The organism is Escherichia coli DSM 30083 = JCM 1649 = ATCC 11775, assembly GCF_003697165.2.
GTDB lineage: Bacteria > Pseudomonadota > Gammaproteobacteria > Enterobacterales > Enterobacteriaceae > Escherichia > Escherichia coli.
Window position 1 is genome coordinate 961,737 of sequence record NZ_CP033092.2, and the last position, 17,747, is coordinate 979,483.

The following is a 17,747-nucleotide window of genomic DNA, read 5'->3' on the forward strand; positions in this document are numbered from 1 at the left end:
TTTCCTTAATTTCCCCTCTTCTCTGAAAGAAGAGGGGAGCTGTTATTTATGCCAGCGCATCCATCCGACGCCACATACTGGCAGCGGCTTTTCTGGCTTGCGCATAAATGGAATCGCAATCGAAGTTAAACTGACGGTCTTCATAGACCATCACACCATTGACCATCACGCTGTGAACGCTGCCTGAGCCCATACCGAAAGCGATATGCCCGGCGATATTGTCTGCCAGCAGCGGCGTCGGCGAGTTGTAATCGCAAATGGTTAAATCGGCTTTGTAACCGGCTTCCAGAAGCCCAAATTTCGCGCCAAAGTTGCGGCTCATCAGTTCGTTGCCGTTAGCCAGTGCTTTGGCAAAACTGTCAGGCCACAGCGGGCCACCCGCATCGCGATGTTTAAAGAAGGCAAATTTCATCTCTTCAAACATGTCCGAACCAATGCCGTCCGTTCCCAACGCCAGATTGCGGATGTCGCTAAGGTGATGGTTGTAGCCGACATGGTTGTTCATGTTTGAACGGGCGTTATGCACCAGGAACGCATCGCGCTGATTGAGTAGGGCGATGTCATCTTTCGACAAGTACAGCCCATGAGCGACCAGCGTTTTGCTGTCGATGAGATCGAATTGCGCCAGTCGTGCCAGCAGGTCTTTGCCGTACCAATGGTGACTGTAGGAAACGTCGTAAAGGTCTTCCGCAGCGTGAATATGCAAACCACGACCTGTGCTTTTCACGGCTTCACGCAGCATCTCCAGACCGGCATCCGGCACGGTAAACGGCGCGTGAGCGCCGATATGAGCTTCCACCAGATACGGCTCGGTTGCTGCTTTCTTCGCCTCATCAATCTGACGGGCGAAGCGGATGTTTTCTTCTACACCTTCCTGCAACTCTTTGATGCCGTTGTTACGGTCAGTAGTTTCAAAACAGGTCATCGCGCGCAGGCCAACTTTTAAAAATGCGTTGCGCAATGTGGAGAGCGACCCGTCGATATACGCCGGAGAGGCATGGTGATCGATAACCGATGTACATCCACTCTTAATCGCTTCCAGGGAACAAATCAGTCCGCTGTAATAGAGCGACTCTTCATCAAGGGCGCGATCGAGTCGCCACCAGAGATTTTTCAGCGTTGAGATGAAATCCGGGCAGGGGGCGATGTTTGCCATAATTCCGCGGGACAGCCCCGAGTAAAAATGGTTGTGCGAGCAGACAATTCCCGGCATCACAATCCGACCATGCATCTCTTTGTAGCTGGCATCGGGATAGCGTTGCGTCAGGGCATCGTCGATAGCGACAATCACATCATTTTCGATGGCGATATCAACGCCTTCCTGCACTTTCGCCGGGTGTAACTGCACTGCGGTGACATTCTTCAGAATCAACATGATTACACCTCCACGCGGCCCAGCAGATAATGATGATGCTGGTGGACATGGCTAATGATGCGGCACATATCGTTCAGCTCCGGTGGTACGTTGTTGAACTGACCTTCGCTGTCGATGTTTAACACCCAGCTTTGGTTATTCAGACGTACGCGTACCCGGCAATCTTCCACAAGGAAGCCTGGGTTGCTGCTGTTATCAAAGTCTTGCGACAGGCTGAAGACGGTGATTTTGTCTTTGTACGGTTTACCGTTCCACGGGCAGAATTGGGCGCAGTTGCCACATTCGTTACAGTAAGCGTCGAGGTGCAGCGTCTGGAAACGGTTCTGGAAGCCTGGGACCGCAATGGATACGTTGGCGCGGTTCGGGCAGACATCCACACACTTGCTGCAAACGTAGTTACATTCAAGGCAGCGAGCGGCTTCCTGCGCGACAAACGCATCACGATCGTCACTGTTCACCAGAGTGACAGAGATATCGCCTTTACGTTGATAGATTTCCGCCGGATTGACGTTATTCCAGTATTTATCGTTCTGGTGGGAACGGATATTTTCCCGACTCAGGATGGCATCGGTCGCCCGACGCGCGGTTCCGACAGCAGCGACAATGGAGGATGGTCCGCGCTGTACGTCGCCGATCATAAAGACGTCACTCAGACGCGTTTCGCCATTATGGTCGACGTCTGGCCAGCCGTTTTTGTCCAGCGGCACGCCCATCGCATTCAGGGCTTCAGTATCCTGCTGTTCACCAATGGCGGTGATTAGGCTGTCTACATGCAGTGTTACTGTTTCGTTGGTTTCAACCGGACGGCGACGACCTTTCTCATCAGGTTCGCCAAGCGACATAACGCGCAAGGTTAAGGTGCCATCAGCATCGAAACGTTCCGGATTATTCAGGAAACGGAACTCCACGCCGTCGTGCAACGCTTCTTCATACTCTTCGCGCCATGCTGGCATCTCTTGCAGTGAACGACGGTAAACGACCGTTGCTTTTTCTACGCCTGGAACGCGTAACGCCGCACGAGCGCAGTCCATTGCCGTGTTACCCGCCCCGACAACGACCACATGTTTGCCCAGCTTGAGCGCTGTGCCCTTGTTGTATTCACGCAGGAAGGGGAGTGATTTCCAGACATTTTGGTTGTCGCCCGCCAGTTTCACACCGCTATTTTTATCAGTGCCGGTGGCAATCAGAACATAGTGGAAGCCCTGATTTTTTAACTGTTCGACGGTCAGATCCGGTGAGCAACCGTACTCAAATTTCACGCCGTGATCGGCAACAAAATCGATATCGTGCTGAATTAACTCTGCAGGAATACGGAACTGAGGAATGATATTTTTCACCACGCCGCCCGCATTGGCTTCTCGTTCAAACAGCGTAACCGGATGGCCCGCTCTGGCAAGGAAGTAACCTGCCGCCAGACCTGCCGGACCTGCACCAATCACGGCTACCGGATGGCGTGAACCGGAACCGGCTGGTTTGTGCCAGCGTTGCTTATATTCATCCCAACCTTTTTCCAGGGCGACTTTTTTCAGTTCGCGGATATTCAGCGCACTGTCGTAATCCAGGCGGGTACAGTTGTATTGGCACTGGTGATCGCAAATATGACCGGTAATGGCGGGCAGGGCGTTGCGTTGATAGATGAGTTCCAGCGCGTCGGCATAGCGGTGTTCGCCAAGCAAACGGATGTATTCCGGAATATCTTGCTTGATAGCGCAGGCAGTAACACAGGGGGCAACGTAGCAATCGGTCAGCGGCAGGTCTTCAGCCACTTCAATACGCTCTTCTGGCTTCCAGTGTTTCTGGGTGTATTCCATGGTTAACGCGTCTGCTGCCAGTCTGTTCAGTCGTTCGACGTCAACGTGGTCAAGTCCCCAGGCGTCGGAGCCTTCCAGCTCGCGCATGCAGGCACTTAAGCGCAGATAGCCGCCAGGTTTCAGCAGGTCGGTTGCCATAGTAATAGGGCGAATACCAGTATCAAAAATATCGCGGATAGTCAGCTGACTGGCACCACCGGAATAAGAAATGGGCAGTTTGCCGTCAAAGGCGCGAGAGAGAACTGCTGCAACGTTGATGGAGAGCGGGAACAGCGCACGGCCTGACATATACATCTCTTCACCGGGCAATGCGCCTTTATTGTTGATGGTGCCGAGAGTGTTAGTCAGTTTTACGCCAAAGCCGAGTGATTTTTCTTTTGCCAGTGCCATCAGGCGTTCCAGCATTTCCAGTGCTTGCGTCAGCTTGAGGTCGTGATCAAATGACTCTTCTTTTAAGCCGATGTAACCGAAACCGCAGACATCGAGGATCTCACGAACACGCGCGTACCCCAGTAAGGTCGGGTTGAGTTTCACAAAGGTGTTGAGCCCTTTTTCTTCCAGCATGTAGCGGCAAATGGCTTCGATTTCATGCGGAGGACAGCCGTGCATGGTGGAGAGGGTAACCCCTTGTACCATGCTGGTGGGGATGCGAGCGGGTAAGGCTTGCAAGCTTTCGCGTTTTTCCTGCAATCCGTGGCGGGCTAAAAATGCCTCATCCTGGAGTAGCTTATTAAGTGCATCGCGGTATTGAGCGAATTTCGGATGGTCAGATGCGTCCATCATATTGTCGATGAACTGCTGCATCGGCGGTTGCTTAATACCTTCGAGGTTGTAACCGACGCTCATATTAAAGATGAACGATTTACCGGAATCAGAAGGCTGGAACATCGCTTCGAGAAGGTGCAGGGCAAACCAGGCTTTGAGGTATTCATCCCAGGCTTTAAGCAGGGTAAATTCGGTAGACCATTCGGTGTTAAAGCACTCGTCTTCGGCATCGATACAGGGCTTTTCCAGCTCCAGGCGGTCAAGAATTTGGACGGTTTTTAGTTCGATGAAGCGTCCGCCAGTCAGCCAGGAGGTGACGATGTTTTGCGCAAGTTGCGTGTGCGGGCCAGCGGCAGGGCCGACGGGAGTGGCACAGGTTTCACCGAAGACGCTAACAGTTTTACCTTTTACGGGTGAGTAAAACTGTTGCTCGGGAATACCAAAGATTGAGCGTTGTTGTTGGTATTCATCAAATATGCGCGTCAAAAGTTCCTCAAACGGAATGGGACGCATAATATCCCCCATAACCCTCTCCTTAGCTTATACAGATATCATTGAGTGACCGGTGTTGAGAAATCCGGTGGTTTAGGGGGATAGAGCAACAATCGCACCACTCTTGCCAGGTTTGGCGGGAAATATAAAAAAATGTGAGGCGGCTCGAAACTTAATGGCTTTTTGTGAATGAACTCACAGGTGCCAAATGAGAATTAAAATCACTCCTGAAAATTATTATTGCCAGCCCATTTATCACATTTTCTCTTTTCTCAAAATCAGTGATTCCTTATCATTATGATAAAGAGTGCTGGAGGGATTAGATATTTGAACGCAATCGTTTAACTACGTTTTCTAAATTTCAGTATACCTTTTCTTCGCTGTAATAAAGTCGTCCGGAGTATCAATATCTAAAATTATTTCTGCATTTTCTATTTCGACGGAATAATGTTCTCCCATAAGGAGTGCCTGACGCATATTGGTGACATTGGGTCGCTGGATTGCCTGCATCAGGCATGGTTTTGACACTAAAATCGGATGGCCGGGGATGCCATTATGGAGTGGCAGTATTGCGCCATCATTTCGTAACGACCAGATTTTTCTAAAAATATCGATGGTGAGGGTTGGCATATCTCCGTGGGTGAGAAAACAATGTTCTGTTTGCACCGCGGGTACTGCGGCCTTTACTGATGTCAGTAAACCCTGCGCATAATCTGGGTTGTGGATAATAGTGATATTGCTCTGGTTCGCATAACGCTCGTGCAGTTCATTACCACGATAGCCGGTGACTAAAATAATTCGGCTACAAAACTGCAACGCATTTTTGATACTTGTATCAAGAATTGTTCCCTGTTGCCAGGGTAACATCATTTTCCATTGCCCCATTCTTGATGATAATCCTGCGGCGGTAATTATACAGTCGATGGCTGACATAGTGATTCCATTATTTACAGGAGCTAATAACGCCTGATAATTGCGTTACTTCCTGATGGATTACGTTGAGGGTAATTTATCCCAGAGAGGTCCATAAAGACGCGTGAAAAGTATAATTGACCCATCGGCATTATTCATTGATTTAGGCGCGCAGAAACGTCCCACTGTGATTTCTATTGTTGGTGCTGGGGGGAAAACCAGCTTGCTTTTTTGGCTGGCAGAACTGTTCCAGGCGAGTGGCAGGCGTGTATTAATCACTACGACGACACATATGTTTATGCCAACATCTCACTGGCCCGTGGTTTTCTGTCGTGATCCCGCCATGCTTCCTCATGCGTCTTTTATATCCCCCATTTCATTTTGTTTTCACTGCTGGAAAGCGAACCAGGGAAAAGTGCAGGGATTTACGCCAGAAGCGATTGATGCACTGGTACAACGACCAGAGTGTGACGTAATTCTCATTGAGGCAGATGGCTCGCGTGGAATGCCGTTAAAAGCGCCTGATGAGCACGAACCTTGCATACCTAAAAGCAGTTGCTGCGTGATTGCTGTGATGGGAGGACATATTTTGGGTGCGAAAGTGAGCACAGAAAATGTCCATCGCTGGTCGCAGTTTGCTGATATTACTGGGTTAACACCTGATGCACCCTTGCAACTGAGCGATCTCGTTGCGCTGGTTCGCCACCCTCAGGGGGCGTTTAAAAACGTACCGCAAGGTTGTCGGCGAGTCTGGTTCATTAACCGTTTTTCTCAATGTGAGAATGCGATTGCGCAAAGCGAGCTCCTTCAACCGCTGCAACAACACAACGTAGAGGCAATCTGGCTGGGCGATATACAAGAACATCCTGCAATCGCGCGCAGATTTGTGAATTAGCGGCCCGGGTATTCCGGGTTACTGAAAGGATATCCATTGAGGTTGGTATGAATATTTTCACAGAGGCTGCAAAACTCGAAGAGCAAAATTGTCCGTTTGCGATGGCGCAAATTGTTGATAGCCGAGGCTCAACCCCCCGCCATTCTGCACAAATGTTAGTGCGCGCCGATGGTTCTATCGTCGGTACAATTGGTGGCGGAATGGTTGAACGGAAGGTGATTGAAGAGTCGCTTCAGGCATTGCAGGAACGTAAGCCGCGATTATTCCATGGACGTATGGCTCGTAACGGTGCGGATGCTGTCGGGTCAGATTGTGGAGGTGCAATGTCAGTATTTATCAGCGTCCATGGTATGCGTCCACGTCTGGTGTTGATTGGTGCGGGGCATGTCAACCGGGCGATAGCCCAGAGTGCGGCGCTATTAGGATTTGATATCGCCGTTGCTGATATTTATCGCGAAAGCCTCAATCCTGAACTATTCCCACCATCAACCACGCTTCTCCATGCTGAGTCGTTTGGTGCGGCAGTGGAAGCACTGGATATTCGCCCTGATAATTTTGTCCTGATTGCCACGAATAATCAGGATCGTGAAGCCCTCGACAAACTCATTGAACAACCCATTGCATGGCTGGGGTTGCTGGCAAGTCGCCGCAAGGTTCAGCTTTTCCTGCGCCAATTGCGTGAGAAAGGCGTGGCTGAAGAACATATTGCCCGTTTACATGCGCCCGTTGGTTACAACATAGGTGCGGAAACGCCGCAGGAGATCGCCATCAGCGTGCTGGCAGAAATATTACAGGTGAAAAATAACGCGCCGGGTGGGCTGATGATGAAGCCTTCTCATCCTTCCGGACACCAGCTGGTGGTGATTCGCGGTGCGGGGGATATCGCCAGTGGTGTAGCGCTACGTCTGTATCATGCGGGTTTTAAAGTGATCATGTTGGAAGTGGAAAAACCGACAGTGATTCGTTGTACCGTGGCGTTTGCCCAGGCCGTGTTCGATGGCGAAATGACGGTCGAAGGCGTCACCGCCCGCCTGGCAACCAGCTCTGCGGAAGCGATGAAACTTACCGAACGCGGATTTATCCCTGTGATGGTAGATCCCACCTGTTCATTGCTTGATGAACTGAAACCGCTTTGCGTGGTGGACGCTATTCTGGCGAAACAGAATTTGGGAACGCGGGCAGATATGGCACCAGTAACAATCGCGCTTGGGCCGGGCTTTACTGCAGGGAAGGATTGTCATGCGGTAATTGAAACAAATCGCGGGCACTGGCTCGGTCAGGTGATTTACTCAGGTTGTGCGCAGGAGAATACCGGTGTTCCCGGCAATATTATGGGGCATACCACCCGACGAGTGATCCGCGCTCCTGCTGCAGGCATTATGCGATCCAACGTGAAATTAGGCGATCTGGTGAAAGAGGGCGATGTCATTGCCTGGATTGGTGAGCATGAAATTAAAGCACCGTTGACGGGGATGGTGCGTGGCTTGTTGAACGACGGACTGGCCGTGGTCGGTGGTTTTAAAATTGGTGATATCGATCCTCGTGGTGAAACGGCTGATTTCACCAGCGTTTCTGATAAAGCCCGGGCGATTGGCGGCGGCGTACTTGAGGCGTTAATGATGTTGATGCATCAGGGCGTTAAAGCGACAAAAGAAGTGCTGGAAGTGGCTTAAATGAAAATGGCCGGATGGTATTACCCATCCGGCCTTTAAATTACTGACAAATCACCGTTCCGGTTTTGCCTTCAATCCCTTCTTTCGCTTTGCTCAATACGGTAATCAGTGCTTCACGACCTGCGCGAGAGCGAGCAAACGAGGCGGCAGCTTCCACTTTAGGCAGCATAGAACCTTTCGCAAAATGACCTTCTTCGATAAAGCGTTCAGCATCACTTAACGACAGGCGATCGAGCCACTGTTCATTCTCTTTTCCGAAGTTAATGGCCACTTTTTCTACCGCAGTCAGAATGATCAGCATATCGGCATCGATCATTTCTGCTAAACGGGCGCTGGCCCAGTCTTTATCGATAACCGCGCTGGCACCACGCAGATGGTTACCTTCACGAATAACAGGGATACCACCACCGCCAACGGTGATCACCACCTGTCCGGCATCTACCAGAGCTTTAACCGTTTCTTTTTCAATGATATCAACCGGTTTTGGCGAAGCAACGACACGACGATAGCCGCGACCCGCATCTTCTTTCAGAGTGTAACCCTGTTTTGTCAGTAGCTCTGCTTCTTGCTCGGTAAAGAACGAACCAATCGGCTTGGTCGGGTTGAGGAATGCCGGATCGTTAGCATCGACTTCGACCTGGGTAACCAGCGTTGCTACAGGTTTATTAATGCCACGAGAAAGCAGTTCTTCTCTTAAGGCGTTTTGTAGATCGTAACCAATATAACCCTGGCTTAAGGCAACACAGACAGACATCGGCAGCATTGGCGAGTGCGCTTCAGTTTTTGCTGCAGCTTCAAAGGCCTGGTTAATCATGCCCACCTGTGGCCCGTTGCCATGAGTGACGATGACCTCATGTCCCTGGGCAATTAAATCAACAATTGCCTGAGAAGTAATTTTTACCGCTTTCATTTGCCCAGCCAGGTCATCGCCCAGCGCATTCCCGCCCAGGGCGAGAACAATTTTCTTACTCATTTTTCCTCACTCATCATTCTTGATTGTGTATAGATCCCTGGCAGTGGTTAGAGCACGGGAGGGACAAACGGTTTGCGTCGCAGGAAACGACCTCGCCCGGCTTTGCCTGTAAAGGTGCCGTCGCAGAAAATCGTTTCACCACGGGATAATGTTCTGACAATCGCGCCCTGACAGGTAAACCCCTCCCAGGGCGAGTAGTCGGCGTTGTCGTGGAGATGGCGATGCTGAATTTGTTGGCTCTGACGTGGGTCGATAATCACCACGTCACCATCGGAACCGGGCGCTAATATCCCTTTTTGCGGCCACAGGCCAAACAGCCTGGCGGGCATTGCACTGGTTAACTCAACAAAACGCTCCAGTGAGATACGTCCCGTCATCACGCCACTGGAGAACAGCAGTTGCATGCGGTTCTCCACACCGGGTAAGCCATTTGGGCAGCGGCTGAAATCGCCTTTAGAAATTTGCAGGCGTTGAGCCATCGAGAAGGTGCAGTGATCGGTTGCCACCACGTCAATCGCACCATCGCTGATGCCACACCACAGTTTGTCCTGCTCGCGTACGTTACGCAGCGGTGGGCTAAGAATGAACTTCATGCCATCTTCTGTATCGTAACTGCGTTCGTCCAACAGGAGATATTGTGGGCAGGTTTCAACCCAGACTGGCTGGTGATTCGCACGGGCAAGACGCAGATAATCCAGACCTAAGCCGTTAGACAGGTGCACGATATAGAGCGGGGCGTTACCGGCAATTTGTGCCAGGTTAATCATGCGGGCGATGGCTTCCGCTTCGCATTCCAGAGGTCGACTCAAGGCATGATAACGCGGCGCGGTTAACCCTGCGGCGATAAACTCCGCCCGCTTGCTGGCGATAGCTGCGTCATTTTCCGGGTGTACGGTGGTCAGCGCGCCGGACTCATGCAAGCGGCGTAATGCCTGCAACACTTCATCATCGTTGAGTTTATATTGATAGGTTAAATAGAGTTTAAAACTGCTCAGTCCTTCCTCAACCATCATCGGAATTTCGTCGAGGATAGCGTGATTAATATGTTGAATGACACCGTGAAAGCTGTAGTCGATGACTGCTTTGTGGGCGGCATAACCGCGATAAACTTCCAGTTGATGGCGTAACCGGCAGCCATTTGGGCCAAATCCCATATGGTCAATAATGGTTGTTGTACCGCCACACGCAGCAGCGCGGGTACCGGTAAAAAAATCATCACAACTGCGCGCGATGCCGACATCAATATTGAAATGCGTATGGACATCCACGCCGCCAGGGAAAACGTAACAGCCAGAGGCATCAATTTCTTCGCAAGGGAGTTGCGGCGAAATATCGGTACCCAACTGGCGAACAATCCCGCTTTCAATCAGCAAATCCTGCTTCGCCTGTCCATCTGCATTAACAACAATGCCGTTTTTTATCAATACGCGCATAGCAAACTCCAAAAACCCTCCGGCGAACCGGAGGGGGATAAGTGAAGAGTAATTATTCGGTTGCCAGCCAGCTTAATGGGATTGCAGCGTACATAGCGGCACAGGTTACCAGGTGAGATTTCCAGGTTTTTTCGTTTGGCGCGTGCGCTTCCGGTTCTTTACCAGGGCCAAAACCGATGACCGGAATGCCGTGGCGACCCATGATGGATACGCCGTTAGTTGAGAAGGTCCACTTATCAACGACAGGCGCTTTACCAAACAGCCCTTCATAAGCATTCACCAGTGCTTTAACGGTGAAGTGATCTTCTTCCACTTTCCAGGTCGGGAAGTAGCATTCGGTTGGGTAAACCAGGCCAGTCCAGGATGGGCGGTCGTAGTTGTACATAGAAACAACCGCGTTAGCTTTCTGTACTGCAGGCAGGGCGCGGATCTCGTCCAGCGCGCCTTCCCAGGTTTCGCCCCAGGTCAGACGACGGTCGATTGAAACTGCGCAGCTGTCTGCGACAGCGCAACGGCTTGGGGAGGTGAAGAAAATTTCAGAAACGGTGAGGGTGCCTTTGCCGAGGAATTCGTCATAACCCAGACGTTGGGAGAGTTCTTGTAATTCGCCAAGAATTGGACCCATTTTGAAAATGGCGTTATCACCACGTTCTGGTGCCGAACCGTGGCAGCTAACACCCTGAACATCAATGCGAATTTCCATACGACCGCGTTGACCACGGTATACCTGGCAGTCGGTTGGTTCGGTACTGACCACAAATTCCGGGCGAATGCCGGATTGTTCAATAATGTATTGCCAGCACAGACCGTCGCAGTCTTCTTCCTGCACAGTACCGGTGACCAGCAGGGTATATTCATCTTCCAGACCGAGATCTTTAATGATTTTTCCGGCATATACCATAGACGCCATGCCGCCTTCCTGGTCGGAAGTACCACGACCACCGATCAGCTCGTCGGTTTCCATGCCTTCATACGGATCGAAGTCCCAGTTTTTGATGTTGCCAATGCCGACTGTATCGATATGAGCGTCCATTGCCACCAGACGCGGGCCGTGGCCGATATAACCGAGAACATTGCCCATTGGGTCGATTTCAACTTTATCGAAGCCGACTTTTTCCATCTCTTCTTTAATACGATGTACTACGCGTTTCTCGTCGCAGCTTTCACTGGGAATAGCAACCATATCGCGCAGGAAGCGAGTCATGTCTGCCTGGTAATCTTTTGCTTTTTCAAGAATCAGTTTGAATGGAATATTCTTAGCCATTATTTTTCTCCAGATTTTTTACTCCCCGTTTTGCAGGGAGCAGTTCCAATAGGGTGATTAAGGTGCTACAGCGTGTTTGCCTTCCCAGACAACTTCGCGGTAGTGCTTCACGTCGGTGTCGCCTTCAGTGCTGATAACCAGCACCACGGCATCTTTGTTCAGCGCCAGTTTTTCCATCAGGCTTTGACGTTGCGGGTGATAATGAACCGCTGCGAGAACGCCCAAACCGACAGCGCCGGATTCACCGGAGATGATGCGCGGGTCGTTGCCATACGGATTACCCAGCACGCGCATACCTAATGCGGCAACGCTGTCCTGGCAGGAGATGAATTGGGTGGCGCAGTTACGTAGGATTTCCCAGCCCAGTGGGTTAGGTTCGCCGCAGGCCAGGCCCGCCATGATGGTGGCCATATCACCGCCAACGTTGACGATGTCGCCTTTGACGCCGGAGCGATAAATACAGTCAGCTTTGTCAGGTTCAACAATAATGCTGTGCAGATTTTGCGGGCTATAGACGTCGACCAGATAACCCAGCACACCACCGGCCATTGCACCGACACCGGCTTGCAGCAGAACGTGTGTCGGGGTGACGCCCATTTCACGCATTTGCTCGACGGCTTCATCCGCCAGTGTTGCGTAGCCTTGCATGATCCAGGTTGGGATTTTGGTGTAACCTTCCCATGCCGTGTCCTGTACCACTTCCCAGCCGTGCTGCTGCGCGTGTTGCATGGTCAGGCGAACGGTATCGTCATAGTTCATATCCGTGACGATGCACTCGGCACCGAGGTTTAGAATGGCGTCAACGCGTTCCTGAGCAGAACCTTTCGGCATGTAAATCACCGCATTCTGTCCGAGTTGCTGTGCTGCCCATGCCACACCGCGCCCGTGGTTGCCGTCGGTGGTAGTCGCGAAAGTCATTTTTTCGCCGATGGCATTTTTCAGGTGCTCAAATGACAGCGTTTCGATATCAAGATGATATTTTTCACACAATAATTGAGCGATGGCGTACGCACCGCCGAGCATTTTGAAGGCGTTCAGACCGAATCGTTTTGATTCGTCTTTGACGAGAATTTTCTTTACACCAAACAGGTTTGCGAGATCGTCCAGCGCACAAAGCGGTGTTGGGTGATAACCAGCAATTTTCTGGTGGAACTGGCGTGCCAGTTTTGCCTGGCTTTGCGAAAAAAGCGGTGATGTTTCGCCGTTGAAAAATTTGTTATCGGCGATATCAATCTTCAATGAGAAAACGGACATATCCTATCCTTTTGGCCTCTGGAAATAGAGGGCCGACCAGCTGATCGGCCCGAGGGGTTATTTCACGCGTTCTTGCGCTTCTTTCAGCAGTTGCTCGAGCAGTGCACCTGGTTTGGCGTATTTACGGGACAGGATCATCGCGGCGATGATATAAGGCTTCCAGCTGGCTTCTTTGTAGGTAGCGATACGGTATTTTTCGAATACGCCTTCAGTCACTTCACCTTCTTTGCAGGATACGCCGCTGATATCAGCTGGCAGGCAGTGCATGTACAGAGCTTCGCCATCACGGGTCAGTTCCATCATCTCTTCAGTACAATGCCAGTCTTTGTGTTGCGCGTTCTGTGCCAGACACTGTTTTTCCAGTGCTTTTAAGCCTTCGTGATCGTTCGCACGCAGCAATTCAGTACGCTCTTCCATCACTTTGTAAGGTGCCCATGACTTCGGATAAACGATGTCTGCGTCTTTGAAGGCTTCTTCCATGCTGGTGACCTGACGGAAGCTACCACCGGAGGCTTTAGCATTGTTTTTAGCAACTTCAACGACATCCGGGATCAGGTCGTAGCCTTCCGGATGGGCCAGGGTGACATCCATACCGAAGCGGGTCATCAGACCGATGATGCCTTGTGGTACAGAGAGCGGTTTGCCATAGCTTGGGGAGTAGGCCCAGGTCATGGCGATTTTTTTACCTTTCAGGTTTTCCAGTGAACCAAAGTGTTCACGTAACCATGCCAGATCAGCCATTGATTGAGTCGGGTGGTCAATATCGCATTGCAGGTTCACTAAAGCCGGACGCTGTGGCAGAACCCCTTGTTTGTAGCCGTCATCAAGTGCCGCGCCAACTTCACGCATATAGGCGTTGCCTGCGCCCAGATACATATCGTCGCGAATACCGATAGCGTCAGCGCAGAAGGAGATCATATTGGCGGTTTCACGCACGGTTTCGCCGTGAGCGATTTGTGATTTTCCTTCGTCAAGATCTTGTTGTGCAAGGCCGAGCAGGTTAAGCGCGGAAGCATAAGAGAAGCGGGTACGGGTGGAATTGTCGCGGAATACGGAAATACCTAATCCACTATTAAAGACTTTGGTTGAGATGTTTTCAGCACGCAGTGCTTTTAACGCGGCGGCAACGTCCAGTACTTGTTTCAGTTCGTCTGGCGTCTGTTCCCACGTTAACAAAAAATCTTTTTCATGCAGGTGAGAGGTCAGCGAATTGATATCCTTAATCAGCTCATTAACAGTTTTCATCATAAAGTCCCGATAGTGGAATGACAGGCAAAGTGGTTTATTTCACTGTGACGTGCCAAAGTGATTGGTGTTTTCACAGCTATACCTGGGACTAACAATAAGTGTGCCAGAATTATCCACGCGGCTGCGAAAGGCTAATTTGACGGATAATGTGTGGGGTTGATCACATATTGATGCCAGTTTCCGGTTGTTTTTAAAATACGAAAACGTTTGGCTTTTTTTATCACGTTATTTATTTGCTGCTAAGTATCAGAAATAAGATAAAGAGGCAGGCTATCTCTCTTCAGTTTGATAAACTTGCCGCTGTAATTCTCATATTGATATAGAAATGTGATATCTCTTCCATAATTTTATTAGAAAGTGATAAAAATCTTATGTTTTTATCAAAGCCAATTTCGCCTGAGTTAATATCATCATGATCTGTGAACCATCAACGTCTTCAATGATCGACTTTTAAGTAAGTCTGGAAGGTAAAGCTATGGAGCTTGCGACTACGCAGTCAGTATTGATGCAAATTCAACCGACAATTCAGCGTTTTGCCAGAATGCTTGCCAGCGTTTTGCAGCTTGAGGTTGAGATCGTTGATGAAAACTTGTGTCGCGTCGCCGGAACGGGCGCGTATGGGAAGTTTCTTGGCCGCCAGTTGAGCGGCAACTCACGCCTGCTCCGCCACGTCCTGGAAACGAAAACTGAAAAAGTTGTGACACAGTCTCGCTTCGATCCCCTTTGTGAAGGTTGCGATAGTAAAGAAAATTGCCGCGAAAAAGCATTTCTGGGTACGCCTGTCATTTTACAGGAACGTTGTGTTGGGGTGATAAGTTTGATTGCCGTTACCCACGAGCAACAAGAACATATCAGTGATAATTTACGCGAATTTTCCGATTACGTTCGCCATATATCCACCATTTTTGTTTCTAAACTTCTGGAGGATCAGGGACCAGGAGATAACATCAGTAAAATATTCGCGACCATGATCGATAATATGGATCAGGGCGTGTTAGTGGTTGATGCTGATAATCGGGTTCAGTTTGTTAATCAGACAGCTTTAAAAACACTCGGTGTTGTACAAAATAATATTATTGGAAAACCTGTTCGTTTCAGACCATTAACATTTGAGAGTAATTTTACCCATGGTCATATGCAACATATTGTTTCGTGGGATGATAAAAGTGAATTAATCATTGGTCAGTTGCATAACATCCAGGGCCGACAACTATTTTTAATGGCGTTTCACCAATCGCATACCAGTTTTTCTGTAGCAAATGCACCTGATGAACCGCATATTGAACAATTGGTTGGCGAGTGCCGTGTTATGCGGCAATTAAAACGACTCATTAGCCGTATTGCACCCAGCCCATCCAGCGTTATGGTGGTTGGTGAAAGCGGCACGGGTAAAGAAGTCGTCGCCCGTGCAATCCATAAGTTGAGCGGAAGACGGAATAAACCCTTTATTGCTATCAACTGTGCCGCGATTCCGGAACAGCTTCTGGAGAGCGAACTGTTCGGTTATGTTAAAGGCGCATTTACTGGCGCTTCTGCCAACGGTAAAACAGGGTTGATTCAGGCGGCGAATACGGGCACGCTGTTTCTCGATGAAATTGGTGATATGCCATTAATGTTGCAGGCTAAATTACTGCGCGCTATTGAGGCGCGTGAAATTCTGCCGATTGGTGCCAGTAGCCCAATACAAGTCGACATCCGCATCATTTCTGCAACTAATCAGAATTTGGCCCAGTTCATTGCCGAAGGTAAATTCCGCGAAGATCTCTTCTACCGACTTAATGTTATCCCGATAACTCTTCCACCGCTGCGTGAACGTCAGGAAGATATTGAATTACTGGTGCATTACTTTTTACATCTGCATACCCGTCGTCTGGGATCGGTTTATCCTGGCATTGCTCCTGATGTCGTCGAAATATTGCGTAAGCATCGTTGGCCCGGAAACCTGCGCGAGTTAAGCAATTTGATGGAATATCTGGTTAACGTTGTTCCTTCAGGTGAAGTTATCGACAGCACGCTATTGCCGCCAAATCTGCTGAATAATGGCACAACGGAGCAAAGTGATGTAACAGAGGTCAGTGAGGCGCACCTGTCACTCGATGATGCGGGCGGCACGGCGCTGGAGGAGATGGAAAAGCAAATGATCCGCGAGGCGCTTTCACGTCATAACAGCAAGAAGGAAGTTGCTGATGAACTGGGCATCGGCATTGCTACGCTCTATCGCAAGATTAAGAAATATGAGTTGTTAAACACATAACCTCTGAGAATCCGGCCTGAATTCAGGCCGGATATCCTTTTACTTCGTTTTCTCGCAATCCAGAACTGTATTTACAATCATCTGATACCCCGTGCAGCGACAAAGATTTCCCGCCAGTCCACGACGAATTTCCGTAATGGTTAATGGTTTTTCGCGTGGTTTTGCCAGCATCGCCGTGGTAGCCATAATCAGGCCCGGCGTACAAAACCCGCATTGCACTGCGCCGGATTTCGCATAAGCCAGTTGAACATGAGAAAGTTTTCCACCTTTCGCTTCACCTTCCAGCGTGCGGATCTCTTTTCCTTCAGCCCAGGCCGCAAGGAATAAGCAACTGTCTATTGCTGTGCCGTCGACCAGCACCGTACAGGCACCGCATTCGCCTACGCAGCAACCTTGTTTGACACTAAGAAGCCCTTGTTCTCGGAGTAGTTCCGAAAGCGGCATTCCTGGCGCGGCGTGAAGCTGAAAAGGCATCCCGTTAATGGTGCATTCGATGGTAATTGTTTCGCTGTGATTCATTGCAATTTTCCCCCCGCCGCGGCGACGGCTTCGCTAATCACTTTTTGGGTCATCGTCTGGATGAGATGCAGACGAAACTCTTTACTGGCCCGCCATGAAGAACGCGGGGCGACATCTTGCAGGACTGATTCGCTGATGGCTTCCAGCGTTTGCAGGTTTAATGGCGCATTTTGTGCAGTCTGTTCGGCATGTTGGCAGCGAATCGGCGTTGGCGCGGCAACACCAAATGCCAGGCGTAATTCGCTGAAATTGCCGTTATCCAGTCGGCAATGTGCGGCGCAGCCAATTGTTGAAATATCCATTGCGTCGCGCATGGCATATTTAAAATGTGCGCTGCCCGCGTGTTCTTTCGGCTGTGGCGGAAAATGAAAGGCGACAAGGATTTCGTCATGCTCAAGAGACACTTTGCCCGGCCCGGTGTGAAAGCCATTAATCGGGACGAAACGAACACCGCGTGGGGAGTGGAGCTCCAGTTTCGCGTCATAAATTAGCGTTGGCGTGGCAGAATCTGCGCTGGTGGCACCGTTGCAAATATTTCCGCCGTAGGTGGCGACATTACGGATCTGCGGCCCGGCGATTGATGCAGCCGCAGCACATAACGCCGGGAGATTGCGTTGGATTACGGGATCTTCAATGAGCTGAGTAAATGTTGTCGCGGAGCCGATTCGCAGCGCGCCATCTTCCGCCTGTGTTATTCCCCGCAGCTCTGCCAGATTGTGGATATCAACAATATGGCGATAGCGGTCATTGTGATGGTGAAGCTGTATCAGTACGTCAGTGCCACCGGCAAGCAATTTGGCCTGCGGATTGTCAGCCAGCAGGGTGATGGCATCGGCAAGGGTGGTTGCGCGATGGTAAGAAGCAAAATCAAACATGATG

The 17,747-nt window shown here is 50.3% G+C and carries 13 protein-coding genes; 3 read left to right on the forward strand and 10 right to left on the reverse strand.

The features are described 5' to 3' along the window. Window positions 1-46: 46 nt before the first annotated feature. The 3 genes from ssnA to mocA all read right to left on the reverse strand — a co-directional run bounded on the left by ssnA (window position 47) and on the right by mocA (window position 5,376). The gene (gene ssnA, locus EAS44_RS05530) at window positions 47-1,375 is read right to left on the reverse strand and encodes a putative aminohydrolase SsnA (RefSeq protein WP_000906236.1); all 1,329 of its coding nucleotides are present in this window, start codon (window positions 1,373-1,375) and stop codon (window positions 47-49) included. Between the two features lie 2 nt (window positions 1,376-1,377). Then, window positions 1,378-4,476 (reverse strand): putative selenate reductase subunit YgfK, encoded by a 3,099-nt coding sequence (ygfK, locus tag EAS44_RS05535; protein ID WP_000502375.1) that lies wholly within the window; start codon window positions 4,474-4,476, stop codon window positions 1,378-1,380. A gap of 321 nt (window positions 4,477-4,797) precedes the next feature. After that, window positions 4,798-5,376 (reverse strand): molybdenum cofactor cytidylyltransferase, encoded by a 579-nt coding sequence (mocA, locus tag EAS44_RS05540; RefSeq protein ID WP_001272860.1) that lies wholly within the window; start codon window positions 5,374-5,376, stop codon window positions 4,798-4,800. 103 nt (window positions 5,377-5,479) lie between these two features. On the opposite strand from mocA, the gene yqeC reads away from it, so the two are divergent. Beyond that, window positions 5,480-6,250, forward strand: coding sequence for a selenium cofactor biosynthesis protein YqeC (yqeC, locus tag EAS44_RS05545; protein WP_000835686.1), 771 nt, complete (start codon window positions 5,480-5,482; stop codon window positions 6,248-6,250). 47 nt (window positions 6,251-6,297) lie between these two features. Then, complete coding sequence (gene yqeB, locus EAS44_RS05550; RefSeq protein WP_001020384.1) at window positions 6,298-7,923, forward strand: selenium-dependent molybdenum cofactor biosynthesis protein YqeB; 1,626 nt, start codon at window positions 6,298-6,300, stop codon at window positions 7,921-7,923. 40 nt (window positions 7,924-7,963) lie between these two features. On the opposite strand, the gene arcC is transcribed toward yqeB, so the two are convergent. The 5 genes from arcC to ygeW are packed head-to-tail and all read right to left on the reverse strand — an operon-like array spanning window position 7,964 to window position 14,092. Continuing rightward, window positions 7,964-8,896 carry a carbamate kinase gene (gene arcC, locus EAS44_RS05555; protein WP_000037984.1) on the reverse strand — a complete coding sequence of 311 codons (933 nt, stop codon included), beginning with the start codon at window positions 8,894-8,896 and terminating at the stop codon, window positions 7,964-7,966. A gap of 47 nt (window positions 8,897-8,943) precedes the next feature. Then, entirely contained in the window at window positions 8,944-10,329 is a 1,386-nt protein-coding gene (gene hyuA / locus EAS44_RS05560; protein ID WP_001264431.1) for a D-phenylhydantoinase, read from the reverse strand. Between the two features lie 52 nt (window positions 10,330-10,381). Further along, the gene (gene ygeY, locus EAS44_RS05565) at window positions 10,382-11,593 is read right to left on the reverse strand and encodes a YgeY family selenium metabolism-linked hydrolase (RefSeq protein ID WP_001107125.1); all 1,212 of its coding nucleotides are present in this window, start codon (window positions 11,591-11,593) and stop codon (window positions 10,382-10,384) included. A 57-nt stretch (window positions 11,594-11,650) separates the two neighbouring features. Next, a complete protein-coding gene (gene dpaL / locus EAS44_RS05570; RefSeq protein ID WP_000110478.1) occupies window positions 11,651-12,847 on the reverse strand; it encodes a diaminopropionate ammonia-lyase in 1,197 nt (398 codons plus the stop codon). Window positions 12,848-12,904: 57 nt separating this feature from the next. Beyond that, a complete protein-coding gene (gene ygeW, locus EAS44_RS05575; RefSeq protein WP_000859787.1) occupies window positions 12,905-14,092 on the reverse strand; it encodes a knotted carbamoyltransferase YgeW in 1,188 nt (395 codons plus the stop codon). A 478-nt stretch (window positions 14,093-14,570) separates the two neighbouring features. Between ygeW and ygeV the strand changes: the two genes are divergently transcribed. Next, window positions 14,571-16,349, forward strand: a complete 1,779-nt coding sequence (gene ygeV, locus EAS44_RS05580) for a sigma-54 interaction domain-containing protein (protein WP_000417823.1) — start codon at window positions 14,571-14,573, stop codon at window positions 16,347-16,349. 39 nt (window positions 16,350-16,388) lie between these two features. On the opposite strand, the gene xdhC is transcribed toward ygeV, so the two are convergent. Further along, on the reverse strand, window positions 16,389-16,868 hold the full coding sequence (gene xdhC, locus EAS44_RS05585; protein WP_001016595.1) for a xanthine dehydrogenase iron sulfur-binding subunit XdhC: 480 nt from the start codon (window positions 16,866-16,868) through the stop codon (window positions 16,389-16,391). Beyond that, window positions 16,865-17,743, reverse strand: coding sequence for a xanthine dehydrogenase FAD-binding subunit XdhB (gene xdhB / locus EAS44_RS05590; RefSeq protein ID WP_000459221.1), 879 nt, complete (start codon window positions 17,741-17,743; stop codon window positions 16,865-16,867). The genes xdhC and xdhB overlap by 4 nt, the downstream gene beginning before the upstream one ends. Window positions 17,744-17,747: the final 4 nt, after the last annotated feature.